This is a genomic window from Roseomonas sp. USHLN139, assembly GCF_037145735.1.
Lineage (GTDB): Bacteria > Pseudomonadota > Alphaproteobacteria > Acetobacterales > Acetobacteraceae > Pseudoroseomonas.
In genome coordinates this window covers 467,970-493,526 of sequence record NZ_JBBCWY010000001.1, presented here as the reverse complement: position 1 = coordinate 493,526, position 25,557 = coordinate 467,970, and the positions used below count along the sequence as shown (strand labels likewise).

The following is a 25,557-nucleotide window of genomic DNA, read 5'->3' as shown; positions in this document are numbered from 1 at the left end:
CGCCACCCATGACCACCCGCCGCCAGCTGCTGGGCAGCCTCGCCGCCGGGGCGCTCGCCGCGCCGCTCGCGGCGCCGCGCCTGGCCCTCGCCCAGGAGGCGCGCCTGCTGCGCTTCGTGCCGAATGCCGACCTCGCCGTGCTCGATCCGGTCTGGACCACGGCCTATGTCACCCGCAACCACGCCATGCTGGTCTTCGACACGCTCTATGGCCACGATGCCGGCTATGTCCCGCAACCGCAGATGGTCGAGGGGCATGAGGTCTCGGCCGACGGGCTGCAGTGGAAGCTGACGCTGCGCGAGGGGCTTCGCTTCCACGACGACACCCCGGTGCTGGCGCGCGACGCGGTGGCCAGCATCCGCCGCTGGGGCGTGCGCGACGGCTATGGCCAGCGGCTGCTGGCGGCGACTGCCGAGCTATCGGCGCCTGACGACCGCAGCATCCTGTTCCGCCTCAAGACCCCCTTCCCGCAACTGCCGGATGCGCTGGGCAAGGGCACCAACAATCTCTGCGTCATCATGCCGCAGCGCCTGGCCGAGACCGATCCCTTCAGGCAGGTGACGGAAATGGTCGGCTCCGGCCCGTTCCGCTTCCTGGCCGGGGAGCGGGTGCCGGGTGCCCGCAACCTCTACCAGCGCTTCGACGGCTATGTGCCGCGCCAGGGCACGGCGAGCTTCATGGCCGGGCCGAAGCGGGCCCTGGTCGAGCGGGTGGAATGGACCACCATGCCGGACCCGACCGCGGCCGCTGGCGCGCTGCGCTCGGGCGGCATCGACTGGTGGGAGCTGCCGCCGCCCGACCTGCTGCCGATCCTGCGGCGCGACCGCGCGCTGAAGGTCGAGGTGCAGGACCCCAACGGCTATATCGGCATCCTGCGGCTGAACCACCTGCACCCGCCCTTCAACGACGCGCGGGTGCGGCGCGCCCTGCTGATGGCGGTCAACCAGGCTGATTTCATGCAGGCCGCCGTCGGCGACGACCGCAGCGCCTGGCGCGAGGGGGTGGGCTTCTTCAGCCCGGAGACGCCGATGGCCAACCCGGCCGGCCTCGAGGCGATCACCGGCCCGCGCGACCTGGACAAGGCGCGGGCCGAGATCGCCGCGGCGGGCTTCGCCGGCGCCCCCGTCACCCTGCTGGCGGCGACCGACCTGCCGATCCTGAACGCCATCGGCCTGGTCGCCGCCGACCTGTTCACCAAGCTGGGCTTCAAGCTGGATTACGTGGCGACCGATTTCGGCACGCTGATCCAGCGCCGCGCCAGCAAGGAGCCGGTGGCCAAAGGCGGCTGGAACGCCACCGCCTATTTCACCGGCGGCCTCGACCAGGCCAGCCCGGTGACCAACACCACGCTGTGGAGCAACGGTGCCGCCGCCGCCCCCGGCTGGCCGACCAGCGAGCGCATCGAGGCGCTGCGCAGCGAGTGGATCGCCGCCCCCGACCGGGGCGCGCAGCAGAAGGTCGCCGAGGCGATCCAGCTCCAGGCACTGCAGGATGTTCCTTACGTTCCGCTCGGCCAGTACATCTTCGCCACCAGCTACCGGACCTCGCTGAAGGGCGTCGGCAAGGGCTTCCCGACCTTCTGGGGCGTCGAGAAGGGCTGAGGCCTCAGCCCAGGCGGTGGCGCCAGCGCAGCGGGGTCAGGCCGGTGGCCGCGCGCAGCGCCGCCGTCAGGTGGCTCTGGCTGGAGAAGCCGCAGCGCTCGGCGATGGCGCCGATCGGCTCGGCGGTGTCGCGCAGCAGCGCCTGCGCCGCCTCCAGCCGGCGCTGCATCAGCCAGCGATGCGGCGTCTGCCCGGTCTCCTGGTGGAAGCTGCGGGCGAAATGGCGGCGGCTAAGCCCGGCAGCCGCGGCCAGGTCGTCGAGGCTGAGGCTCTCGCCCAGCCGCGCCTCGGCGAAATGCCGCACCCGGCGCAGCCGCCAGGGCGGCAGGGCGATTTCTTTCTGGGCTTCAAGGCGCGTTCCCGCGCGGATCAGCAGCTGGGAGAGCAGCGCGGTCAGCAGACCATCGACCAGGTAAGCGCGGGCCTGGCCGGGGCTTTCGCCGTCCAGCCCCTGCCAGAGCTGGCGCATCAGCGCCTCGACCAGCGGGTCGGCCCAGGTGGCCTCCGACAGGCTGCGGAAGGCCTGGCCGATATCGGCCGGGCAGTCACGGCCGAACAGCCGGCGCAGCGTGGCATTGGGCACCGAGAGGATCAGGATGCGGCGGCTGCCATCGACCTCCCAATGGCTTTCCACATCGGCGGGGACCACCAGCATGCGGCCGGGCTCGGCCTGCTGCGCCTGGCGGTGCGCGCCGATCCGCCAGGCCCAGCGGCAGCGCCCGGGCACCGCCAGCGGCAGGGCCAGCACCGTCTCGGAGAGCTCGGGGTCGGAGAAGGCATGCGGCCCCTGCTCCACCAGGATCATCTGGCAGGGCAATTGCCCGGGCGAGCGGCGATGCTCCTGCGGGAACACGCCATAGGGGGAGCGCCGGTAGAAATCGGCGTAGCTGCTCCAGGAGGTCTCGGGCATCGGCGGCGTCGGCTGGGACCTGGAAAGGCCCCAGCCTAGCAGCGACAGGCCCGGAGGCCAGCCTGTTACCGGAAGATCTCGCCTTCCGGCTGCTTGTCGACGAAGACGCCGTCGGCGAAGGCCTCTTCCCAGGTGCCGGCGGTCGAGGCCTTGGAATACTCGGTGGCGCGGCCCTCGAAGAAGTTCATGTGCTCGACGGCGTTGAGGATCTCGTCCAGCCAGGGCAGCGGGTTCTTGTCGGTGTTGTAGTGCGGCTCCAGGCCGAGCTGCTGCAGCCGGCGGTCGGCGATGAAGCGGATATACTGCTTCACGTCCTCGGCGGTCATGCCCTGCACGCCGCCCAGCTCGAAGGCCAGGTCGATGAAGGCGTCCTCGTGCTCGACGATGGTGGTGCAGATGCCCACCAGCTCGGCCTTCAGCTGCTCCGTCCAGATCTCCGGATTCTCCTGCACGAAGGTGCGGAACAGCCGGATGACGGAGAGGCAGTGCAGCGTCTCGTCGCGCACCGACCAGGAGACGATCTGCCCCATCCCCTTCATCTTGTTGAAGCGCGGGAAGTTCATCAGGATGGCGAAGGAGGCGAAGAGCTGCAGGCCCTCGGTGAAGGCGCCGAAGGCGGCCAGCGTCTTGGCGATCTCGGTCTTGTTCTCGACCGAGAAGGACTGCATGTAGTCGTACTTGTCCTTCATCTCCTTGTACTTCAGGAATGCCGTGTACTCGATTTCCGGCATGCCGATGGTGTCGAGGAGATGCGAATAGGCCGCGATGTGGATCGTCTCGATGTTCGAGAAGGCGGACAGCATCATCAGCACTTCGGTCGGCTTGAAGACCTGGCTGTAGTGCTTCATGTAGCAGTTGTTCACCTCGACATCGGCCTGGGTGAAGAAGCGGAAGATCTGCGTCAGCAGGTTCCGCTCGGCCTCGGTCAGGTTCTTCTGCCAGTCCTTCACGTCATCGGCCATCGGCACTTCTTCCGGCAGCCAGTGGACGCGCTGCTGCGTCATCCAGGCCTCGTAGGCCCAGGGATAGCGGAAGGGCTTGTAGACCGGGTTGGCGGTCAGCAGGTCCATCTTCTCGGGCGCGGCGCTGGTCTCGGACATGCGTGGGTCTCTCCGGCAGGCGAATAGGGTCTGGCGCGACCGTGGAGGCGACTCCGGGGGCGGCCAGCGATGCGGGCAGCTTAGAGCAAACCCGGCCGGTGCCACGCAACAGCGGGGGGGCGCATGACAGCCGCGCAGGACCGCTGCGCCAGGGCACCTTGCCTTCCGGCGAAGCGGGCCAAGGCGGCCCTGCCCTGCGCCCGATCGCGGGGTCCCGGCGGCTCGGCGCTTCTGCCCCGCCCCCTCACGCGCTAACCCTCGCCCAGCGCCTCGACGAAGCCCTGGGCCAGGCGGGACAGCGGCCGCAGCCGCGGCCGCAGCAGCCGCGCGGTGCTGACGATGGCCGGGCGGAAGGGCCGCGCCACCAGGTCCGCCGGCTTCGCCCCGCGCAGCCCGAAGCCGCTCAGCAGCCCGATTCCCGCCCCCGCCCGGACCAGCGCGCAGACGGCCTCGGCCTGCGACACCTCGACCGCGATGCGGAACGGGAAATTGGCCTCGGCGAAGGCGCGGGCCAGCTGCTCGCCCAGCACCAGGTGGCGGCCGGGGCAGAGCAGCGGCTGCCCCGCCAGCTCGGCCGGGCCCAGGCTCTTCTTCAGCGCCAGCGGGTGGTCAGGGGGCAGCAGGCAGGTCAGCTCGCTGGTGCCGAGCTCGTCGACCAGCAGCGCGTCATGGCCGACCGGGCCGATGATGAAGCCGAGGTCGTCCTTCTGCGCCGCTATTCTCTCGATGACCTCATGCGCGCCAAAACTCTGCAGCGTGACCGAGGCCTCCGGCCGGCGCGCCCGGAAGCGCTGGATCGCCGGCGCCAGCAGCGAGGCCGCCAGCGCCGGGATGCAGGAGATCGCCAGGATACCGGCGCGCCCGGCGCGCAGCTCGCCGGCCAGGCGCTGCACCTGCTCCAGCGCCGCGAAGGCGCCCAGCGTTTCGGGGAACATCAGCTGCGCCTCGGGGGTCGGGCGCAGGCGCCGCTTCTCACGGATAAACAGAGAAAAACCCAGGCGCTGCTCGGCCTTCTGCAGCATCCGGGTGACCGCCGGCTGCGACACGTTCAGCGCGGCGGCGGCGGCGGTGACGCTGCCCAGCTCCATCACCCGGCGGAACACCGCCATTTCCCTGAGGTCGAAGATCATAACCCGCCGGCATGAACCCTGTACGAAACGGCATTGGCGCACATCGATCGGCCCACGCCAACCTCCCTGCGTTCCGGCCGCAGAGCCGGACCGGAAACGCCAGGACGCCCTCCGCCGTGCAACTGACAGAAATCCGCGGCCATCTGCTGGGCTTCGCGCCCAGCCCGGCCATCGGCAATGCGACCCGGATGATCCGCCGCCGCGATTTTCTGCTCGTTGAGCTGATCGCCGACAGCGGCGCGCGGGGATGGGGGGAGGTCTTCGCCTCGCCGGCCGCCGCCGCGGCCCTGATCCGCACCCGGCTGGCGCCGATCCTGCTGGGCCGGTCGCCGCGGCAGCATGGCCGGCTCTACGACGCCATGCTGGGCACGCTCGGCTATGACCGGCGCGGCCCCGGGATGATGGCGATCTCGGCCGTCGACATGGCGCTGCACGACCTGGCCGCCCGGGCGCAGGGCATCAGCGTCGCCGAGATGCTGGGCGGCGCGCTGCGCAGCCGCCTGCCGGCCTATGCCAGCGCCCCCTTCATCACCGAGGCGGCCGATCCCTATGGCCATTATGCCGCCGAGGTGGAGGGCCTCCTGCGCCGCGGCTTCCGCGCAGTGAAGCCGCGCGCCGGCGTCTCGCCGCGGGCGGATGGCACCATGGCCCTGGCGCTGCGCCGGCAGGTCGGGCCCGAGGTCTCGCTGATGGTCGACATCAACCAGGGCTACACGGCGAGCGCCGCCATCTCCTCGGCGCGCCGAATGGAGGAGGCCGGGCTGCTCTGGATCGAGGAGCCGGTCCAGCCCGAAGACTTTCCGGGGTATGCCGCCGTCGCCCGCGCCACCGGCACCCCCATCGCCGGCGGCGAGGCACTGGCCAGCCCGGCCGCCTTCCGCGACTTCCTGGCGGCGGGCGCGCTGGCCGTGCTGCAGCCGGACCTGACGGTCTGCGGCGGCTATACCGGCTTCCAGCGCATCGCGGCGCTGGCCGGCGCCCACGACCTGCCGGTGATGCCGCATGTCTTCGGCACCTGCGTGAACATGCGCGCCGCGCTGCAGGCCGCCGCCATCCTGCCGGCCCGGCGCGGCGGCGGCTTCGCCCCCTATCCCTGGATCGAGGTCGATGCCTCGGCCAACCCGCTGCTCGACCTCGGCGGCGCGGTGACGATCGGGGCCGATGGCTGCATCGCCGTGCCCGACGCCCCCGGCACCGGCCTCGAGCTCGACGCCGAGGCGCTGCGCCCCTGGATCACCGAGACCTTCCGCTGCGTCGCCTGAACCGGAGGAAACAAGCATGACCAAGAAGCTCACCCGGCGCGCCATCCTGGGCGCGGCCGCCGCCGGCGCCCTGGTGCGGCCGCTGCGCGCCGCCACCTGGCCGGAGCGCGCCGTCACCGTCATCGTCCCCTTCCCGCCCGGCGGCAGCAACGACGTGGTCGGCCGGCTGGTGGCGCAGGCGCTGTCGCGCAGCCTGGGCCAGCCCTTCGTGGTGGAGAACCGCCCCGGCGCCAACGGCAATATCGGCGCGGCGGCCGTCGCCCGCGCGGCGCCGGACGGCTATACGCTGCTGGTCTCCGGCAACGGGCAGAACGCGATGAATCACGGGCTGTACCGCTCGATGCCCTATGATTCCCGCACCTCCTTCACCCATGTCGCGCAGCTGGCCAGCGTGCCCAATGCGCTGGTGGTCGCGGCCGACTTCCCGGCGCGGACCCTGCCCGAGCTGCTGGCCATGGCGCGCGAGAAGCCGGGCAGCCTCAGCTTCGCCAGCCCCGGCAGCGGCTCCTCCGGGCACCTGGCCATGGCCATGCTGATGCGCGCGGCGGGGGTGGAGCTGATGCACATCCCCTATCGCGGCGCCGCGCCGGCCATCACCGATGTCATCGCCGGCCAGGTCGGCGTGGCCATGCTGAATGTCGATGTCGCCCTGCCGCATGTCCGCGCCGGCAAGCTGCGGGTGCTGGCCACCACCGGGACGGCCGCCTCCCCGCTCTATCCGGAGGCGCCGACCGTCGCGGCCTCTGGCTTCCCCGGCTTCTCCGCCGAGGGCTGGATGGGCCTCTCGGGTCCGGCCGGCCTGCCGGCCCCGATCGCCGCCCGGCTGGAGGCGGCGGTGGCCGAGGCGCTGCGCGAGCCCGCCCTGGTCGAGCGCTTCGCGGCCTCGGGCTATGCCCCCGGCCAGCGCGGCGCGGCCGACTACACGGCTTTCGTCGGCGCCGAGATCGACAAATGGGGCAAGGTCACGAAGGAGCTCGGCATCCTGCTGGAGTGAGGGCATCGCCGCCTGCCGGGCCCCTGAGCCAGGCTGTCCGCCGGGTGAAGACGGCGCCATCTTTGCCCGCGCGCGCGGCCGTGTCCGCCAGCGCGATTGCCAAGCGGGGCCGGCGATCCCAGTCTTCCTGGAAAGCAGGGAGGCACCGACAAGAGATGCAGCGCAAGGCGATCTACCCGGACCTCGCGGGCCGGAGCGTGTTCATCACCGGCGGCGGCAGCGGCATCGGCGCGGCGCTGACCCGCGCCTTCGCGCAGCAGGGCGCCCGCGTCGCCTTCATCGATATCGCGGCCGAGGCCAGCCGGGCGCTGGTCGATGCCATCGCCGCCGAGGGCGTGCCGCACACCCCCCTCTTCCTCGAAGGCGACCTGCGCGACATCGGCCGGCTGCGCGCCGCGGTGGCGGAAGCCGCGGCCCGCCAGGGCGACATCACCGTGCTGCTGAACAATGCGGCGCATGACGAGCGCCATGCGGTGGAGAGCGTCACCCCGGAATACTGGGACGACCGCATCGCGGTGAACATGCGCCCGGTCTTCTTCGCCGCCCAGGCGGTGATCCCGATGATGCAGCGCGCCGGCGGCGGCTCGATCGTCAATTTCGGCTCGGTCTCCTGGAAGCTGCGCCAGGGGGGGATGCCGGCCTACACCATGGCCAAGGCCTCGATGCAGGGGCTGACCCGGGGCCTGGCGCGCGACTTCGGCAAGCAGAACATCCGGGTCAACACCCTGGTCCCCGGCTGGGTGATGACCGAACGGCAATTGACGCTGTGGGTGACGCCGGAGGCCGAGCGCGAGATCGATGCCGGCCAGGCGCTGGCCGGCCGCGTCCGCCCCGAGCATATCGCCGAGATGGCGCTGTTCCTGGGTTCTGACGCCTCCGCCATGTGCTCCGCCCAGGAATTCGTGGTCGATGGCGGCTGGACATGAATCCGGCGCAAGCTCTCCACTTCGTGCGCGCAACGAAGCAAAGCCTCTGCTAGCGTTTTCCACCTGAGAGAAAATCGAGGCCAGTCAACGTGGCCCGATGGGAGGAACGGAAGTGATGCAACGGCGCACCCTGCTGGCCGCACCGGCCGCGCTCGCCCTCGGCTCCCTGGCCGGCCCGGCCACGGCGCAGGACAGGAAGAGCCTGGCCTTCATCGTCAATGTCTCGGCCGATTTCTGGACCATCTGCAAGCGCGGCATCGAGAAGGCCAATCGCGAGCATCCCCAGTTCGCCATGGAGATGATCGTGCCCGGCCAGGCCTCCGCCGCCGAGCAGCGCCGCATCGTCGACGAGCTGCTGGCCCGCCGCGTCGCCGGCATCGCCATCTCGCCGATCAACCCGGCCAATTCGACCGAGATGCTGAACCGGGTGGCGGCGCAGTCGATCCTGTTCACCAGCGACAGCGACGCGCCGGCCAGCAACCGCATGGTCTATATCGGCACCGACAACGTGGCCGCGGGCCGCGAGGCCGGCAAGCAGATGAAGCGCGCGCTGCCGCAGGGCGGCAAGGCCATGCTCTTCGTCGGCACCATGGATGCCGACAATGCCCGCGAGCGCGTCCAGGGCATCCGCGAGGAGCTGCAGGGCAGCGAGATCGGCATCGTCGACATCCGCACCGACGAGAGCGACATCGCCCGCGCCAAGCGGAATGTCGAGGACGTGCTCGCCCGCTATGCCGACATCAACCTGCTGGTCGGGCTCTGGGCCTACAACACGCCGCAGATCTACCAGGCGGTGAAGGGCGCCGGGCGCGAGGGCCGGGTCAAGATCGTCGGCTTCGACGAGGATGCGCTGACGCTGCGCGGCGTCGCCGACGGCACCATCGAGAGCACCGTGGTGCAGCAGCCCTTCGAGTTCGGCTACCAGAGCATGGTCGGCATGGTGAAGGTGCTGGCGGGCGACAAGTCCTTCATCCCGGCCAGCAAGCAGATCATCATCCCGACCCGCATCATCGACAAATCCAATGTGGCCGACTTCCAGAAGTCGATGCGGGACCTGCTGCGCGGAGCCTGACGCATGGCGCCCTTGCTGGAGCTGGAGGGAATTGGAAAAACCTATCCCGGGGTGCGGGCGCTGGACCAGGTCAGCCTGGCCCTGGGCCCCGGCGAGATCCTCGGCCTGATCGGCGAGAACGGCGCCGGGAAATCCACGCTGATGAAGATCCTGGGCGGCGTCGTGCCGCCCAGCCAGGGGGTGATCCGCCTCGACGGCCAGCCCCGCGACCGCTGGGACGTGGCCGAGGCGACCCGCGCCGGCATCGCCTTCGTCCACCAGGAGCTCAGCCTCTTCGACAATCTCGATGTCGCCGCCAATGTGCTGTTCGGCCGCGAGCCGCGCCGCTTCGGACCTCTCGCGATTGTCGACCGGCGGGCCTCGCATGAACGGGTGCAGCCCATCCTGGACCGGCTCGGCGCCGATTTCGGCCCGGGCACGCCGCTGGCGGAACTGTCGATCGCCCAGCGGCAGCTGGTCGAGATCGCCCGCGCCCTGGCGGCCGAGGCGCGCATCATCATCCTGGACGAGCCCACCTCCTCGCTGACGCTGTCCGAGACGGCGCGGCTGCTGACCGTGCTGCGGGAACTCCGCGCCGGTGGCACCGGGCTGATCTACATCACCCACCGGCTGGGCGAGATCCTCGACGTCGCCGACCGCGTCGTCTGCCTGCGCGACGGCCGCCTGGCGGGCGCCCTGGCGCGCGAGGAGATCAGCCACGCGGCGATGATCCGGCTGATGATCGGCCGCGAGCTGCGCGCCCTCTACACGCCGCCCGCCGGCCCGCCCGGCCCCGGCGGGCTGGCAGTGCGCGGCCTGGTCACCGGCGCCTTTCCCGGCTGCCGCCTCGACCTCGAGCTGCGGCCCGGCGAGATCCTGGGCCTGGCCGGGCTGGTCGGCGCCGGGCGCACCTCGCTGGCCCGCGCGCTGTTCGGCATCGACCCGCCGCTGGCCGGCGAGTTGCGCCTCGACGGCCGGCCGCTGTCGATCCGCCGGCCGGGTGACGCGGTGGCGGCCGGGATCTACCTGGTGCCGGAGGACCGCAAGCAGGACGGGCTGGTGCTCGACATGCCGATCGTCGAGAACATCACGCTCGCCAGCGCCGGGCGCTATGCCCATGCCGGGCTGATCGACCGCGCCGCCGAGGGCCGGGCCGCCGAGGCGCAGCGCGCGGCGCTGCGCATCAAGGTGCCGGATTGCCGGATGCGGGCCGGCACGCTGTCGGGCGGCAACCAGCAGAAGGTGGTGCTGGGCAAGTGGCTCAGCATGGCGCCGAAGGTCATCCTGTTCGACGAGCCGACCCGCGGCATCGATGTCGGCGCCAAGGGCGAGATCTATGCGCTGATGCGGGCGCTGGCGGATCGCGGCGTCGCCATCCTGATGATCTCCTCCGACATGGAGGAGGTCTTGGGCGTCAGCGACCGCATCCTGGTGATGCATGAGGGCCGCATCAGCGGCGGGCTGGACCGCGACGCCTTCAGCGAGCAGGCGGTGCTGCGGCTGGCCATCGGCCATGAAAGGGAGCCCGCATGAGCAAGAAGGAACTCGGCCTGGCCGTGCTGCTGGTGGTCATCGGCGGCATCACCGCCGCGCTGAACCCGCTCTTCCTCTCCGGCGTCAACCTGCTGAACATGGCCAACCTGATCGGCCTGTTCGGCATCTTCGCCATCGGCCAGGGGCTGATCATCATCACCGGCGGCATCGATCTGTCCGTCGGCTCGATGTTCGCGCTGCTCGGCGTGGTGCTGGTCGACCTGCTGGTCAACTTCGAGCTGGCCTGGCCGCTGGCGGTGCTGGCGGTGATCGGGCTCGGGCTGCTGCTCGGCCTGGTGCACGGGCTGCTGGTGACGCGGCTCCGGCTGCAGCCCTTCGTCGTCACCCTCTGCGGGCTGCTGATCTATCGCGGCATCGCCCGCTACTACACCGAGGATTCGACCAGCGGCTTCGGCTATGCCGGCGACATCGACACCATCACCTGGCTGGCCTCGGGCCGCAGCTTCGGCATCCCGCACCCCTTCCTGATCCTGCTGGTGGTCGCCGGCATCATGGCGGTGGTGCTGCACCGGACCGTCTTCGGCCGCTACCTCTACGCGGTCGGCCGCAACGAGGAGGCGGCGCGGCATTCCGGCATCGACACCAACAAGGTGATCACCGGCGCCTACCTGCTGGGCGGCGCCCTGGCCGGGCTGTCCGGGGTGCTGCTGGTCTTCTACACCGCCTCGGTCTCGCCCTCCTCCTTCGGCAATTTCTACGAGCTCTATGCCATCGCCGCCGCGGTGCTCGGCGGCTGCTCGCTGCGCGGCGGCGAGGGCAGCATCCTCGGCATCGTGCTCGGCACCGTGCTGCTGCAGATCCTGCAGAACCTGGTGAACATCCTGGGCATCCCCTCCTCGCTGAACTTCGCGGTGATGGGCGGCGTCATCCTGCTCGGCGTCGTCGCCGACCAGCAGCTCGGCCACCGCCGCCAGCGCCTGCAGCTCGGCCGCGCCCAGGCGGCCGCGGCGGCCCCGGCCGAATAGGGAGCGGCGCGGGGCGGCCGTCGAGGGGGGAGGCTGAGGCACCGGCGCGGGCTTGGCCGCTAATGATTCCCCCAGGCAGGCCTGCGAGACTGCGGGTGACCAGGAGGGCCCTGCCGGATGTCCCTGCCCCGCCTCACCATCCGCGTCCGCATCATGGCGCTGCTGCTGGCCTTCGGGCTGGTGCCCTGCCTCGTGCTCGCCGGCTTCCTGCAGAGCGAGCAGGCGGCGATCCGCGAGGGGCCGATGAGCCGGCTGATGGAGGCGGCGGTCACGCTGAACGACATCGTCGACCGCAACCTGTTCGAGCGCTACGGCGACGTGCAGGCCTTCGGCCTCAATCCGGTGGCGCACGACCCGGCGCATTGGCGGCGGCCGGGCGATGCCAATCCGCTGGTCCGCATCATGGACCAGTATGTCGCGACCTATGGGCTGTACAAGCTGACCCTGCTGGTCAGCCCGCAGGGCGAGGTGCTCGCGGTCAATGCGCATGACGCGCAGGGCAAGCCGATCGCCAGCGAGGCGCTGTACCGCCAGTCCTTCGCCGGCGCCGCCTGGCTGCGCGACGCGCTGGCCGGGCGCTTCCTGGAGGGGCCGCAGGGCCTGACCGGGACGGTGGTGGAGGCGCCGGACCGCGCCCCGCCGGTGCAGCAGGCCTATCCGGGCGAGGACGGCTACAGCCTCCGCTTCGCCGCGCCGGTGCGCAACCTGGCCGGGGAGCTGCTGGGCGTCTGGGTCAATTTCGCCGGCTTCGACCTGGTGGAGACCATCGTCGAGGATTTCTACCAGCGGCTCGCCGGCCAGGGCATGCCGCGCGCCGAGCTGACCGTGCTGGACGCGCAGGGCCGCGTGCTGGTCGACCTCGCCCCGCGGCGGCGGCCCGGCCCCTACCAGCGGGATTTCAGCGTGATCGGCCAGCGCGACCTGGCGCAGGCGGGCGAGCCGGCGGCGCGCGAGGCGGTGGCCGGCCGCCGCGGCGCCCTGGTCGGCGAGGACCGGACCCTGCGGCAGGACAGCGTCACCGGCTATGCCCGCGGCGAGGGCGCGCTGGGCTATCCCGGGCTCGGCTGGTCCAGCCTGGTGCGGGTGCCGGCTGAGGAGGCCTTCGCCACCAGCCTGCGGCTGGAGCGCAAGAGCCTGCTGGTGCTGGGCGGCACCCTGCTGGCGGTGCTGCCGCTCAGCCTGCTGGTCGGCGGCAGCCTGGCGCGGCCGATCCTGCGGCTGGGCGAGGCCATGCACCAGCTGGCGCGCGGCGCCACCGACGCGGCGATCGAGGGAAGCGGCCGGCGCGACGAGATCGGCGCCATGGCCCGGGCCGTCGGCATCCTTCGCCAGCACATGCGGGAGGCCGAGCAGCTGCGCCTGGCCCAGGAGCAGGAGCGCCGCGCCGCCGAGGAGGCCAAGCGCCAGGCGGTGCGCGCCATGGCCGAGCGGGTGGAGGCCGAGGCCGGGCAGACCGTGCGGCAGATCGGCGCCCGCGCCGGCGCCATGTCGCAGGCGGCCGAGGCGGTCGCCGCCACCACCGCCGAGGTGGCCGGGCGCAGCGCCTCGGTCAGCCGGCTGGCGGCCGAGGCGCTGCACGGCACCGATGCGGTGGCCGAGGCGACGGCGCAGCTCTCCGCCGCCATCCGCGAGATCTCCGGCCAGGTCGCCGCCGCCTCGGCGATCGCCCGCACCGCCGCCGAGCGCGGCCAGGCCAGCGGCGCGGTGATGGACGGGCTGAGCCATGCCGCCGGCCGGGTCGACGAGGTGGTGCGGCTGATCGCCGACATCGCCAGCCGCACCAACCTGCTGGCGCTGAACGCGACGATCGAGGCGGCGCGGGCGGGCGAGGCCGGCAAGGGCTTCGCCGTGGTCGCCTCGGAGGTGAAGAACCTGGCCAGCCAGACCGCCAGGGCGACCGAGGAGATCAGCCGCCAGGTCGGCGAGATCGGCCAGGCGACCGGCGTCGCCGTGGCCACCATGCGCGACATGTGCCGCGCGGTGGCGGAGATCGGCGGCACCTCCGCCGCCATCGCCGCCGCGGTGGAGCAGCAATCCGCCGCCACCCAGGAGATCGCCGCCACCGTGGAGCGCGCGGCCGGCGCCGCCCGCCGCGTCGCCGGGGAGGTCGGCGCCGTGGCGGCCTCGATGGACGGCGCCGGCGCGCAGGCCGATTCGATGCGCCACGAGGCCGCCGGGGCGCGCGGCGCCATCGACGAGATGCTGGGCGTGCTGGTGCGCATCGTCCGCACCGCCACGCCGGACGCCGACCGGCGCCTCGACCAGCGCCACACGCTGGCCCTGCCGGTCGAGCTGACGGCCGAGGGCCAGCGCGGCCCGGCGCGGCTGACCAACCTCTCGCTGGGCGGCGGCTGCTGCCTGGAGGTGCCCCCCTGGGTCCACCCGGGCCAGGTGCTGCGACTGCGGGTGCCCGGCCTGGCCTGCGACCTGGCGGCCCGGGCGCTGCGCCAGGATGCCGCCGGCCTGCACTTCGCCTTCGAGGAAAGCGAAGCCGGCCGCAGCGCGCTGCAGGCCTTCCTCGCCGGGCTGCCGCTGCCGGACGCGGCCTGACCGGGCGGCCGGCGCCTTCGGGCAGGCGAACCTTCAACTTTCGTGGCGGCCCGCCGTTGCGACCTGCAGGGCGGCAGGCCGGCGGGGAGCATGGCGCGCGTGCAGCCGGCCGGCGGCGGCCCCGTCGACGGCGCGGCACGCGGGCGGGACCAGGGTGCCTCGGGCGCCGCCAGCCAGGGAAGGACGACAGGATGATCGACATCGCCATGGCGGCTCTCGCATCCGCCGGGGCGCGGCAGGGCGCCGGCTCGCGGCAGCCGCGGCCGGCGCCAGGCCATGTGCCATGAGCACCAGCCTGCGCGAGCGGCTGGAAGCCCTGGGCGATGCCTTCTGGCTGCGGCCGGCGCTCCTCACCCTCCTCGGCCTGCTGCTCGGCGAGACGGCGGTCTGGATCGAGCAGTGGGACGCGGCGCGCTCCCTGCTGCCCGAGAGCTGGCTCTATGCCGGCGGCGAAGCGGGCGCCCGGGCGCTGCTGGGCGCCATCGCCACCTCGGTGATCGGCGTCGCCGGCACCACCTTCTCCATCACGGTGGCCGCGCTCTCCCTCGCTTCCGGCCAGATGGGGCCGCGGCTGCTGCGGAACTTCGTGCGCGACGCCGGCAACCAGGTCGCGCTCGGCGTCTTCCTGGGCACCTTCGTCTATGCCCTGGTCGTGCTGCGGACGGTGCGCGCCGTCGAGGAAGGCACCTTCGTGCCGCATCTCGGGGTCACCGGCGCCCTTCTCCTCGCCCTGCTCTGCGTCGGGACGCTGACCTGGTTCGTCCACCACATCGCCTCCGGCATCAACGTCGAGACCGTGATCGGCACGGTCCATGCGGAGCTGCGCGAGGCGCTCGCCCGGCTGACCCTCGACAAGCCGGATCCCGGGCCGGTCGGTCCCGGCCCGGAGGGACAGGCGGTCACCGCCGGGGCTGGCGGCTATCTGCGGGCGCTGGGCGAGGACGGCCTCGCGGACTGGGCGGCGGAACAGGGCGCCACCCTGACCCTGCTGGTGCGCCCCGGCGACTATGTCTTCGCCGGCACCACCGTGGCCCGGGTGTCGCCGCCGGCGCTGGCCGCAGGGGCGGTGCAGCGGGTGCAGGACGCCATGAGCCTGGGCGACCGGCGGGCCGCCGCGCAGGACCTGGAATTCGCCGTGCGGCAGCTGGCCGAGGTCGCGGTCCGGGCCCTGTCACCCGGCATCAACGACCCGTTCACGGCCATCGCGGTGCTCGACCGCTTCGGCGATGCGCTCTGCGGCATGACGGAGCGCCACCTGCCGGGCAGCGCCGTGCTCCGCGACGGGCGCGTCGTCCTGTTCCGCCATGCGGTGGATTATGATGGCCTGCTGGACGCCATGTTCCACATGATCCGGCAGAATGGCGCGGGCTCGCCGGCCGTGCTGCTGCGGCTGATGGAGATCCTCGGCACCGTGGCCACGGTGGAGCGGGCGCCGGCGCGCCGCGCGGGGCTGCAACGCCACGCCGATCTCGCCCTGGCGGCCGGGCGGCAGAAGCTGGGTGAGCGGGCGGCGGTGGCGGAGCTGGAGATGCGCTATCCGGCACTGCTGCGCTCCGCGCCGGATGACGCACCCGGCCTGAGCGCCGGATAAGCCCGGCGCTGCCATGGACGCGCAGGCCGCACCCTTCGGTCGCGGGGCCTGGCCCCCGGCAAGAAGTGCTCATCCCCGCGGCAGCGGCCCCGCCCGGATCGGCAGAAAAAGCCGTGGCGGCGCCGGCCGCTGGCCGGTTCCGCCGCGCCTCAGGCGACCGGCTTTAGGCTACTGGCAGGCCAGGCATTCCTCGTAATCGGTCGAGCTGGCCTGGCCGGCCACCGCGCGGGTGCGGGCCACCGGGATCGGCAGCACCGCCTCGACGCTGTTGGCGGCGGCGAAGCCCAGGGCGGGCTGCACCGAGACCTTCTCGCTGACCGTGTCGGCGCGCTGGATGGAGAGGCTGCGGCAGTAGTAGAGCGACTTCACGCCCTTCTTCCAGGCCTGGAAATGGATCTGGTGCAGGTCGCGCTTGTGCACGTCGGCCGGCAGGAACAGGTTCACCGACTGGCTCTGGCAGATGAAGGGCGTGCGGTCGGCGGCATGCTCGACCACCCAGCGCTGGTCGAGCTCGAAGGCGGTCTTGAAGACGGCCTTCTCCTGCTCGTCCAGGAAGTCCAGGTGCTGCACGCTGCCCTTGGTGACGGTGATGTTGGTCCAGGTCTCGTCGTCGTCGCGGCCGTGCTTCTGCAGCAGCGCCTTCAGATACGGGTTGCGGACGATGAAGCTGCCCGACAGCGTCTTGTGGTTGTAGACATTGGCCGCGATCGGCTCGATGCCCGGCGAGGCGCCGCCGCAGATGACGCTGATCGACGCGGTCGGCGCGATCGCCATCTTGTTCGAGAAGCGCTCCATGAAGCCGTATTCGGCGGCATCCGGGCAGGGCCCGCGCTCCTCGGCCAGCTGGCGGCTGGCGACATCGGCCTGCTCGCGGATGTGCTTGAACATCCGCTTGTTCCAGACCTTGGCGATGACGCTCTCGAACGGCACGTTCTGCGCCTGCAGGAAGGAATGAAAGCCCATCACGCCGAGGCCGACCGAGCGCTCGCGCATCGCGCTGTACTTGGCGCGCGCCATGCTGTCGGGAGCCAGGTCGATGAAGCTCTGCAGCACGTTGTCGAGGAAGCGCATCACGTCGGGGATGAAGTGCTTCTCATCCTTCCAGGCGAACCAGGTCTCGAGGTTCAGCGAGGACAGGCAGCAGACCGCGGTCCGCTCCTTGCCATGCTGGTCGCGCCCGGTCGGCAGGGTGATCTCGGAGCAGAGGTTGGAGGTCTTCACCTCCAGGCCCGACAGCTTGTGGTGCTCCGGCCGCGCGTTGTTCACCGCGTCCGAATAGATGATGTACGGCTCGCCCTGCTCGATGCGCGCCATCAGGATGCGGATCCACAGGGAGCGCGCCGAGATCTTGCGCACCACCGCGCCATCCTTGGGCGAGGTCAGCGCCCATTCCTCGTCCGCCTCGACCGCGCGCATGAAGGCATCGGGCACCAGCACGCCATGGTGCAGGTTCAGCGCCTTGCGGTTCGGGTCGCCGCCGGTCGGCCGGCGCAGGTCGATGAATTCCTCGATCTCGGGATGCGAGACCGGCAGGTAGACCGCCGCCGAGCCACGGCGGAGAGAACCCTGGGAAATGGCCAGCGTCAGGCTGTCCATCACGCGAATGAAGGGAATGATGCCGCTGGTCTTGCCGTTCTGGCCGACCTTCTCGCCGATCGAGCGCAGGTTGCCCCAGTAGGAGCCGATGCCGCCGCCCTTGGAGGCCAGCCAGACATTCTCGTTCCAGAGGTCGACGATGCCGTTCAGGCTGTCATTCGCCTCGTTCAGGAAGCAGGAGATCGGCAGGCCGCGCGTCGTGCCGCCATTGGACAGCACCGGCGTCGCCGGCATGAACCAGAGGCGGGAGATATAGTCGTAGATGCGCTGGGCATGCGCGCTGTCGTCCGAATAGGCGCTGGCCACGCGGGCGAAGAGGTCCTGGTAGGACTCGCCCGGCAGCAGATAGCGGTCATCCAGCGTCGCCTTGCCGAAATCGGTCAGCAGCGCGTCGCGCGAGCGGTCGACACGCACCTGGCCATGGCCGGCAAGCTGGATGTCATCGGCAAGCTGAACGGCATCGAGCACGGCGGAAAATTCCCTGGCAGTGGGCGGTAAGGGGGGCGCATCGGGCAGGCACAGGCGGAAGCAGGGGCACAGCAGCCGGGGGGCGCGGGGGGCAGATTTGCACCGGGCCGCCGCTGGCATCAACCCATATCTGGTGGGTCGGTTGTCTCCCCTCCCCCCAGATTTTCTTTGACGCCCGATTCATTCACAGGCCGGGCTGCCGGCGAATCCCAGGGATTCCGGGCCTGGGCGCGGTTATCCACGGCCCTGGTCGAGCCGGAGCATGGCCGTGAGATATTTTCGCGGGCCTGACCTGCGCCGGAGGCCGGCCGGTCAGGACTCGTCCGCGGCGGCCAGGGCGACCCGGCTGGACAGCAACGTCCCGTCGCGTTCCAGCAGCGGATAGGCGGCGGCGGCGACGACGTGGCTGTTCACCAGCTTCAGGTCGCGCAGCAGGTCGAGCTGCAGGGCGCTGGCCTCCGCCTCGACCCGGCTGGCGTCGCGCAGCCGGGCGAAATGCGCGCCGGTGGCGGCGGCCTCCATGTCGCGGAACACCGCCTTCTCCTCGGCCAGCTGGCGGGCGGCGCGGGCATCCTCGGTGATCAGCAGGGCGCCGGCGATGCGCAGATTGCCCAGCACCCGGTCGAGCCAGCCCAACACCTCGGCCCGGGCCGGCGCGGGCAGCGGCAGGCCGCGCTTGCGCGGGCGCGCCGCATGCGGCAGCAGCCCGCGCTGCACCATGTCGGCCGCCTGCTCCAGATGCGTCGCGAAGAGCAGCACGGCCTGCAGCCGGCGATGGTCCTCGGCATCCATCGCCTCGGCGTCGAGCTGCGCCAGATAGGCCTTGATGGCGCCGTTCAGCCGGTCGATGGCGGCTTCCGTCGCGGCCAGGCCGGGCGGGATGCGCGCCTCCGGCCGGTCCAGCACGGCGCGCGCGCTGCGCAGCATCTCCTCCAGCAGATCGGCCAGGCGCAGCGCCTCGCGCCCGGCGGCGGCCAGCGCCACCGCCGGCAGCTCATGCGCCGCGCCGTCCAGGTAGCGCGGGCGGGAGGGATCGTCCGGGTCCTGGCGCGGCGGCAGCAGCCGCTGCAGCAGCCGCGCATAGGGGCCGAGCAGCGGCAGGAAGAGCAGGGCGAGCGCCAGGTTGAAGCCGGTGTGGAACAGCGCCACGCCGCGCCCCGGATCGGGCGAGGCGCAGGCGACCAGCGCCGCCAGCGGCCCGAGCAGCGGCATGGCCAGGGCCAGGCCGAGCAGCCGGTTCAGCAGATTGCCCAGCGGCAGCCGGCGCCCGGCCGGGTCGGCGCGGCCCAGCCCCTCCAGCAGCGGGTTCAGCGCGCTGCCGAGATTGGCGCCGACCACCATGGCCAGCGCCGCCGGCAGCGGCAGCACGCCATGGCCGGCCAGCGACATCACCAGCAGCACGGCGGCGACCGAGGAATGCAGCGCCCAGGCCAGCACCGCGGCCAGCAGCAGCGCCACGCCCGGCGCCTCGCCGACCATGCGGAACAGCAGCCGCAGGGCGGGGGCGGATTCGACCGGCGCGAAGAGCAGCAGCAGCTGGTGCAGCGCCAGCAGCATCAGGCCGAGGCCGATGATGGCGCGGCCCAGATCGTGCAGCAGGCTGGCGGCATTGCGGCGGAACAGCAGGAAGCCGGCCAGGATCAGCGCCGGCGACAGCGCGGTGACGTCGAAGCTGAGCAGCTGGACGATCAGCGTGGTGCCGAGATTGGCGCCCAGCATGACGGAGAGCGCCGGCATCAGCCCGACCAGCCCCTCGGCGGCGAAGGCGGTGACCATCAGCCCGGTGGCGGTGCTGCTCTGCAGCAGGGCGGTGACGCCGATGCCGGCCAGGAAGGCCTGGAAGCGGGTGCCCAGCGCGCGCGCCAGCAGGCCGCGCAGCCGGGCGCCGAAGGCGCGCTGCACGCCGGTCTGCACCATGCGCGTGCCCCAGAGCAGCAGCGCGACGGCGCCACCCAGGCTGATCAGGCTGAGGAAGACAGACATGGCTTCACACTCGACCATGTCCGGCGGCGCGATGCAAAGCATGGCTGAGCGGCGGCCCGTGCCGGCCGAGCCATAAAAAAAAAGGAGCCGAGGGTTTGATCCCTCAGCTCCTTTCCGGATGCTGTCGCATCGAAGAGTGACTGGCGCGCCCGAAGAGATTCGAACTCCTGACCCCCAGATTCGTAGTCTGGTGCTCTATCCAGCTGAGCTACGGGCGCCGGCCAGTGGCGGGGAAATAGCCGCCGGCCGGCGCGGACGCAACAGGCCCGCCGCGATTTTTTGTCATTTTTTTCAGGGCCCGCCGCCCGCGCAACGATCGGGCCTGCGGCGGAATGCAGAAAGGGCGGAAAGGGGTTTCCCCCTTCCCGCCCCTTCAGCGTGGCAGCGGATCCGGACAGGCCGGCCGCGGATCAGGCGGCGATCTTGTCCAGCTCGCGCAGGATGGCGTCGCCCATCACGCTGGTACCGACCCGCGCGGTGCCGGGGCCCATGATGTCGGCGGTACGCAACCCGCCGGCCAGCACCTTCTCCACCGCCGTCTCCACCATCTTCGCATCCTCCTCCATGCCGAAGGACCAGCGCAGCAGCATGGCGAAGGACAGCATCTGGGCGCAGGGATTGGCGATGCCCTTGCCGGCGATGTCCGGCGCCGAGCCATGGATCGGCTCGTAGAGCGCGTGGCGGCGGCCCGAGGAATCCACCGCGCCCAGCGTGGCCGAGGGCAGCATGCCCAGCGATCCCGTGGCAGCCGCCGCGAGGTCGGAAAGCAGGTCGCCAAAAATGTTGCTGGCGAGGATGACGTCGAACTGCTTCGGCCGGGCGCAGAGCTGCATGGCGCAGTTGTCGGCGTACATGTGGCTCAGCTCGACCTCCGGGTATTCGGCGCGGCCGATCTCGGAGACCACGGCGCGCCAGAGGCGGCCGGACTGCATGACATTCGCCTTCTCGACGCTGGTCATCTTGCCGGTGCGCTTCTTCGCCAGGTCGAAGGCGACGCGGGCGACGCGGGCAATCTCGTCCTCGGTATAGACCTCGGTGTCGATGCCGCGGCGCTTGCCGTTGGGCATCACCTCGACGCCGCGCGGCTCACCGAAATAGATGCCGCCGGTGCTCTCGCGGACGATCATCAGGTCGAGGCCGCGGACGATCTCGGGCTTCAGGCTGGAGGCATCGACCAGCGGCTCCAGCACCAGCGCCGGGCGCAGATTGGCAAACAGCCCCAGCTCCTTGCGCAGCCGCAGGATGCCGAGCTCGGGGCGCTTGTCGAACGGCAGGGTGTCCCACTTCGGGCCGCCGACCGAGCCGAACAGCACGGCGTCGGCCGAGAGGGCGCGCTCGACCGTGCTGTCCGGGCAGGGCGAGCCCTCGGCCTCGAGGGCGGCACCGCCGACCAGGCCTTCCTCGAGCGAGAAGCTGACATGGCGGCGGCGGTCCATCCATTCGATGACGCGGCGCACCTCGCGCATCACCTCCGGCCCGATGCCGTCGCCGGGGAGAACCAGCAGCCTCTTGTTCGCCGTCATCTGTCAGTCGCTTCCTTCCGTGGAACTCGCCGGGACCTGCGCCGTCGGCTCAGCGGTACAGCCAGGGCTGCGCCGCGCGCTGCCGCGCCTCGAAACTGTCGATCGCCGGGGCCTGCTGCATGGTCTGGCCGATATCGTCGAGGCCGTTCAGCAGCAGGTGACGGCGCAGCGGATCGATCTCGAAGGGGATTTCTTCCCCATTGGGCCGGACGACAACCTGCCGCTCCAGGTCGATGGTGATCCGCGCATTGGCGCCCAGCTTGGCATCTTCCATCAGCTGGTCGCAGACGTCCCGCGGCAGCTTCACCGGCAGAATGCCGTTCTTGAAGCTGTTATTATGAAAAATGTCGGCGAAGTCGGGGGCGATGACGCAGCGGATGCCGAAGTCGAGCAGCGCCCAGGGGGCGTGCTCGCGCGACGAGCCGCAGCCGAAATTCTCGTGCGCGATCAGCACCTCCGCCTGGCGGTAGGGCGGCTGGTTCAGCACGAAATCCGGGTTCTCGCTGCCATCCTCGTTGTAGCGGAGATTGGCGAAGAGCGACTTGCCCAGCCCGGTGCGGGCGATGGTCTTCAGGAAGCGCGCCGGGATGATCTTGTCGGTGTCGACATTGGCCATCGGCAACGGGGCGGCGATGCCGGTCAGCGTGGTGAAGGCGTCCATGTCACACGATCTCCCGCACGTCGGTCAGGAAGCCGGTCACCGCGGCGGCGGCGGCCATGGCCGGCGAGCAGAGATGGGTGCGCCCGCCCGGACCCTGGCGGCCCTCGAAATTGCGGTTGCTGGTCGAGGCGCAGCGCTGGCCCGGGGTCAGCTTGTCCGGGTTCATGCCGAGGCACATCGAGCAGCCCGCCTCGCGCCATTCGAAGCCGGCCTCGCGGAAGATGGCATCCAGCCCCTCGCGCTCGGCCTGCTGCTTCACCAGGCCGGAGCCGGGCACCACCATGGCGCGCACGCCCTCGGCCACGCGGCGGCCGCGGGCGATCTGCGCGGCGGCGCGCATGTCCTCGATGCGGCTGTTGGTGCAGCTGCCGATGAAGACCACGTCGACCTTGAGGTCGGTCAGCTTCTGGCCCGGGGTCAGGCCCATATACTCGACCATGCGGCGCAGCTGGGCGCGGCGGGCCTCGTCGGCGCCGCTCTCGGGGTCGGGCACGGCGGCGGTGATCGGCAGCACGTCCTCGGGGCTGGTGCCCCAGGAGACCATCGGCACGATCTCGGCGGCGTCGAGAAAGACCTCCTTGTCGAAGACCGCGCCCTCGTCGGAGGGCAGGGTCTTCCACCATTCGACCGCGCGGTCGAAGCTTTCTTCCTTCGGCGCGAAGGGCCTACCCCGCACATAGTCGAAGGTGGTCTGATCGGGGGCGATCATGCCGGCCCGGGCACCGGCCTCGATCGACATGTTGCAGACCGAGAAGCGGCCGGCCATGTCGAGCGAGCGGATCGCCGAGCCCGCGAATTCGATGACATGGCCATTGCCGCCGGCGGTGCCGATCTTGCCGATGATCGCCAGCACGATGTCCTTGGCGGTGCAGCCGACCGGCAGGGTGCCTTCCACCGTCACGCGCATGTTCTTGGCGCGCTTCTGCAGCAGGGTCTGGGTCGCCAGCACGTGCTCGACCTCGGAGGTGCCGATGCCGAAGGCCAGCGCGCCGAGCGCGCCATGCGTCGAGGTGTGGCTGTCGCCGCAGACGATGGTCATCCCCGGCAGGGAGAGCCCCTGCTCCGGCCCGATGACATGGACGATGCCCTGGCGGGCGTCGGTCAGCGGGATATAGGGGACGTTGAATTCGGCGACGTTCTTCTCGAGCGTCTCGACCTGGGTGCGGCTCTCGGGATCCTCGATGCCGGTATAGCGCGAGGCATCGGTGGCGATGTTGTGGTCGACCACGGCCATGGTGCCGTCCAGGCGGCGCACCGGGCGCTTCGCCAGGCGCAGCCCCTCGAAGGCCTGCGGGCTGGTCACCTCATGCACGAGGTGCCGGTCGATGTAGAGAAGCGCGGTGCCGTCCGGAAGCGTCTCGACCAGATGGGCGTCGAAGATCTTGTCGTAGAGCGTGCGCGGCTTCGTGGCCGACATCGGCGGCATTCCTCTTGGCAGATGGTTCACTCATCCGCGTGGCCGTGGGGCTGGGGGCCCAGCGCCACCCGGAGGTCGCGATGGTCCAGAGGGGAGGCATCCCCCGGAACCCTGATATCTCTATCCGGGCAGCCCGCTGCGAAGGGGGAGGCATCCCCTGGCGCGGCCGGTAAGCCTGGAAAAAACAGGGCCGGGAGGCGCTCGGCGCGCTCCGGACCCCTGTCTTTTCCGTCGCATCGGCTTCCCCTGCAAGGGGTCACCGCACAACAAAACCATATATAGCGCGCTTCTCGCGCAAGGAAACTGCGCGAGCCATTCGCCGCAGGCCGTCCCGGCCTGCGACCGGAGCAAGGCTCAACCCTCGACCGGCCCCGGCGCCCCATCGAGGCGCCGGAACCCAGTAGAAGTTAAGCCTTGGCGCGCGGGGCGGCCTTCTCGGCGATGCGCGCCGACTTGCCGGTGCGGCCACGCAGGTAATACAGCTTGGCGCGACGCACCTTGCCGCGGCGGAGCACGGCGATCTCGGCGACGTTCGGGCTGTACAGCGGGAAGACGCGCTCGACGCCCTCGCCGTAGGACAGCTTGCGCACCGTGAAGTTGCTGTGCAGGCCCTTGTTGGAGCGGGCGATCACCACGCCCTCATAGGCCTGGGTGCGGGTCCGCTCGCCCTCGACGACCTTGACCATCACGCGCACGGTGTCGCCGGCGGCGAATTCCGGCACGGCACGGGCCTCGAGCAGGCGGGTGCGCTGTTCCGCATCGAACTGCTGCAGCAGGTTCATAGTTATGGTCCTCTCGACAATCCTGGTGGGCGGCGCCTGGCCACCCGTTCAATCCTGAAAATCCGAGACCGGCCCGGGCCCCTAGAGCCTCAGCCGGCCGAAGCCTTGGCCGCCACGCCCTCACCCTGCCGGGCCCAGAGGTCGGGGCGCCGCTCGCGCGTCGCCCGCTCCGCCATCTCCCGGCGCCACCGCGCCACCGCCGCGTGATGGCCGGAGAGCAGCACCTCGGGCACTGCCCGCCCCTGCCACTCCACCGGCCGCGTGTATTGCGGGTATTCCAGCAGCGGGGCGCCGGCCGAGAAGCTTTCCTCGGCGGCGCTTTCCGCGCCCCCCATCACCCCGGGCAGCAGCCGGACGCAGGCATCGAGCAGCACCAGCGCCGCCGGCTCGCCGCCGGACAGCACATAGTCGCCGATCGAGACCTCGCGCATGCCGCGCGCCTCGATCACCCGCTGGTCGAGACCTTCGTAGCGGCCGCAGACCAGGATCACCCCCGGTCCCGCCACCAGATCCCGCACCAGCGCCTGGTCGAGCAGTTTTCCGCGCGGCGTCAGGTAGACCAGGGGGCGATCCGCCCCCTCGGCCAGCGCCGCCAAGCAGGCGGCATCCACCACATCCGGCCGCAGCACCATGCCGGCGCCGCCGCCGCAGGGGGTGTCGTCCACCGTGCGGTGCTTATCGAGGGCGAAGTCGCGGATCTGCCGCGCGTCCAGCCGCCACAACCCCTCGCGCAGCGCCCGGCCGGCCAGGGACTGGCCGAGCGAGCCCGGGAACATCTCCGGGAACAGCGTCAGGGCGGTGGCGTGCCAGCTCATGCGGCACCGCCGCGCGGGCCGCGCGGGCCGCTGCGCTTCGGCGCGTCCTGCCGGCGCGGCAGGGCGTGCAGCGGCGCCGAGGCCCCGGCCACGGGGACGGCAGCCTCGTCGCCATCGGCGGCGGGCCGGGCTTCCGCGGCGGCGATGACCTCCGGCGGCAGCTGGCCCTCGGCCGGCGGCTCGACCAGCAGATAACCCTCGGCGACGGCGATCACCGGCACCACGGCGCGGGTGAAGGGCAGCAGGGTCTCGCGACCCTGCTCGTCGACGATGGTCAGGAAGCTGCCGGCGCCGAAATCCTCGACGCTGCGCACGGCGCCCAGCGCCCGGCCCTCGCGGTCGCGCACCGCCAGCCCGACCAGGTCGGCGAGGTAGAACTCCTCCTCCTCCGGCGCCGGCAGGCGGTCACGCGGCACGTAGAGGCGGGTGCCGGTCAGGCGCGCGGCGGCGTCGCGGTCGCTGACGCCCTCGATCCGGGCGAGGCCCCCCGGCAGCCATTGCAGGGCATAGCGCTTCTCCCCGCTCTCGTCCGAGAGCGGGCCATAGGTGGCGATATCCGCCGCCTGGGCGGTGAAGGACTGGACGCGGACCAGCCCACGGACCCCGTGCGGCCGGCCGATCTCCCCCACCAGAATGCGCTTGTCCGCCATGGCGCGTCAGGCCCCTGCCCGGTGCGGC

General features: G+C 71.5%; 20 protein-coding genes and 1 tRNA gene. 9 read left to right on the top strand and 12 right to left on the bottom strand.

What is annotated here, in order from left to right; all coding sequences use genetic code 11:
• The first annotated feature begins 8 nt into the window (after nt 1–8).
• Complete coding sequence (locus tag WFI16_RS02280; RefSeq protein WP_419896169.1) at nt 9–1,601, top strand: ABC transporter substrate-binding protein; 1,593 nt, start codon at nt 9–11, stop codon at nt 1,599–1,601.
• A gap of 4 nt (nt 1,602–1,605) precedes the next feature.
• Here the strand turns inward: WFI16_RS02280 and WFI16_RS02275 are convergent, their stop codons facing one another.
• The 3 genes from WFI16_RS02275 to WFI16_RS02265 form a co-directional block, all read right to left on the bottom strand.
• The gene (locus WFI16_RS02275) at nt 1,606–2,511 is read right to left on the bottom strand and encodes an AraC family transcriptional regulator (RefSeq protein ID WP_419896168.1); all 906 of its coding nucleotides are present in this window, start codon (nt 2,509–2,511) and stop codon (nt 1,606–1,608) included.
• 65 nt (nt 2,512–2,576) lie between these two features.
• Complete coding sequence (locus WFI16_RS02270) at nt 2,577–3,611, bottom strand: ribonucleotide-diphosphate reductase subunit beta (protein WP_419896167.1); 1,035 nt, start codon at nt 3,609–3,611, stop codon at nt 2,577–2,579.
• A 251-nt stretch (nt 3,612–3,862) separates the two neighbouring features.
• On the bottom strand, nt 3,863–4,741 hold the full coding sequence (locus WFI16_RS02265; protein ID WP_419896166.1) for a LysR family transcriptional regulator: 879 nt from the start codon (nt 4,739–4,741) through the stop codon (nt 3,863–3,865).
• 116 nt (nt 4,742–4,857) lie between these two features.
• Between WFI16_RS02265 and WFI16_RS02260 the strand changes: the two genes are divergently transcribed.
• The 8 genes from WFI16_RS02260 to WFI16_RS02225 all read left to right on the top strand — a co-directional run bounded on the left by WFI16_RS02260 (nt 4,858) and on the right by WFI16_RS02225 (nt 15,634).
• A complete protein-coding gene (locus WFI16_RS02260; RefSeq protein WP_419896165.1) occupies nt 4,858–6,003 on the top strand; it encodes a mandelate racemase/muconate lactonizing enzyme family protein in 1,146 nt (381 codons plus the stop codon).
• Nucleotides 6,004–6,019: 16 nt separating this feature from the next.
• Nucleotides 6,020–6,997, top strand: a complete 978-nt coding sequence (locus tag WFI16_RS02255; protein ID WP_419896164.1) for a Bug family tripartite tricarboxylate transporter substrate binding protein — start codon at nt 6,020–6,022, stop codon at nt 6,995–6,997.
• A 155-nt stretch (nt 6,998–7,152) separates the two neighbouring features.
• Nucleotides 7,153–7,923 (top strand): SDR family NAD(P)-dependent oxidoreductase, encoded by a 771-nt coding sequence (locus WFI16_RS02250; protein WP_419896163.1) that lies wholly within the window; start codon nt 7,153–7,155, stop codon nt 7,921–7,923.
• 115 nt (nt 7,924–8,038) lie between these two features.
• Entirely contained in the window at nt 8,039–8,995 is a 957-nt protein-coding gene (locus tag WFI16_RS02245) for a sugar-binding protein (protein ID WP_419896162.1), read from the top strand.
• Between the two features lie 3 nt (nt 8,996–8,998).
• Nucleotides 8,999–10,507, top strand: a complete 1,509-nt coding sequence (locus tag WFI16_RS02240; RefSeq protein WP_419896161.1) for a sugar ABC transporter ATP-binding protein — start codon at nt 8,999–9,001, stop codon at nt 10,505–10,507.
• Nucleotides 10,504–11,493 (top strand): ABC transporter permease, encoded by a 990-nt coding sequence (locus WFI16_RS02235; RefSeq protein WP_419896160.1) that lies wholly within the window; start codon nt 10,504–10,506, stop codon nt 11,491–11,493. Before WFI16_RS02240 ends, WFI16_RS02235 begins: the two co-directional genes overlap by 4 nt.
• 117 nt (nt 11,494–11,610) lie before the next feature.
• On the top strand, nt 11,611–14,043 hold the full coding sequence (locus WFI16_RS02230) for a methyl-accepting chemotaxis protein (RefSeq protein ID WP_419896159.1): 2,433 nt from the start codon (nt 11,611–11,613) through the stop codon (nt 14,041–14,043).
• A gap of 283 nt (nt 14,044–14,326) precedes the next feature.
• Entirely contained in the window at nt 14,327–15,634 is a 1,308-nt protein-coding gene (locus WFI16_RS02225; RefSeq protein ID WP_419896158.1) for a DUF2254 domain-containing protein, read from the top strand.
• A gap of 168 nt (nt 15,635–15,802) precedes the next feature.
• On the opposite strand, the gene WFI16_RS02220 is transcribed toward WFI16_RS02225, so the two are convergent.
• The 9 genes from WFI16_RS02220 to rimM form a co-directional block, all read right to left on the bottom strand.
• Nucleotides 15,803–17,698 carry a ribonucleoside-diphosphate reductase subunit alpha gene (locus WFI16_RS02220; protein WP_419896157.1) on the bottom strand — a complete coding sequence of 632 codons (1,896 nt, stop codon included), beginning with the start codon at nt 17,696–17,698 and terminating at the stop codon, nt 15,803–15,805.
• A gap of 312 nt (nt 17,699–18,010) precedes the next feature.
• Nucleotides 18,011–19,681 carry a Na/Pi cotransporter family protein gene (locus tag WFI16_RS02215; RefSeq protein WP_419896156.1) on the bottom strand — a complete coding sequence of 557 codons (1,671 nt, stop codon included), beginning with the start codon at nt 19,679–19,681 and terminating at the stop codon, nt 18,011–18,013.
• Between the two features lie 141 nt (nt 19,682–19,822).
• Nucleotides 19,823–19,899, bottom strand: a tRNA-Arg gene (locus WFI16_RS02210).
• A gap of 192 nt (nt 19,900–20,091) precedes the next feature.
• On the bottom strand, nt 20,092–21,204 hold the full coding sequence (gene leuB, locus WFI16_RS02205) for a 3-isopropylmalate dehydrogenase (protein WP_419896155.1): 1,113 nt from the start codon (nt 21,202–21,204) through the stop codon (nt 20,092–20,094).
• A 49-nt stretch (nt 21,205–21,253) separates the two neighbouring features.
• Nucleotides 21,254–21,865 carry a 3-isopropylmalate dehydratase small subunit gene (leuD, locus tag WFI16_RS02200; RefSeq protein WP_419896154.1) on the bottom strand — a complete coding sequence of 204 codons (612 nt, stop codon included), beginning with the start codon at nt 21,863–21,865 and terminating at the stop codon, nt 21,254–21,256.
• Nucleotide 21,866: 1 nt separating this feature from the next.
• Nucleotides 21,867–23,282, bottom strand: coding sequence for a 3-isopropylmalate dehydratase large subunit (leuC, locus tag WFI16_RS02195; protein WP_419896153.1), 1,416 nt, complete (start codon nt 23,280–23,282; stop codon nt 21,867–21,869).
• 407 nt (nt 23,283–23,689) lie between these two features.
• The gene (rplS, locus tag WFI16_RS02190) at nt 23,690–24,064 is read right to left on the bottom strand and encodes a 50S ribosomal protein L19 (RefSeq protein ID WP_419896152.1); all 375 of its coding nucleotides are present in this window, start codon (nt 24,062–24,064) and stop codon (nt 23,690–23,692) included.
• An 89-nt stretch (nt 24,065–24,153) separates the two neighbouring features.
• On the bottom strand, nt 24,154–24,879 hold the full coding sequence (trmD, locus tag WFI16_RS02185; RefSeq protein WP_419896151.1) for a tRNA (guanosine(37)-N1)-methyltransferase TrmD: 726 nt from the start codon (nt 24,877–24,879) through the stop codon (nt 24,154–24,156).
• The gene (rimM, locus tag WFI16_RS02180; protein WP_419896150.1) at nt 24,876–25,529 is read right to left on the bottom strand and encodes a ribosome maturation factor RimM; all 654 of its coding nucleotides are present in this window, start codon (nt 25,527–25,529) and stop codon (nt 24,876–24,878) included. Before rimM ends, trmD begins: the two co-directional genes overlap by 4 nt.
• Nucleotides 25,530–25,557 lie beyond the last annotated feature (28 nt).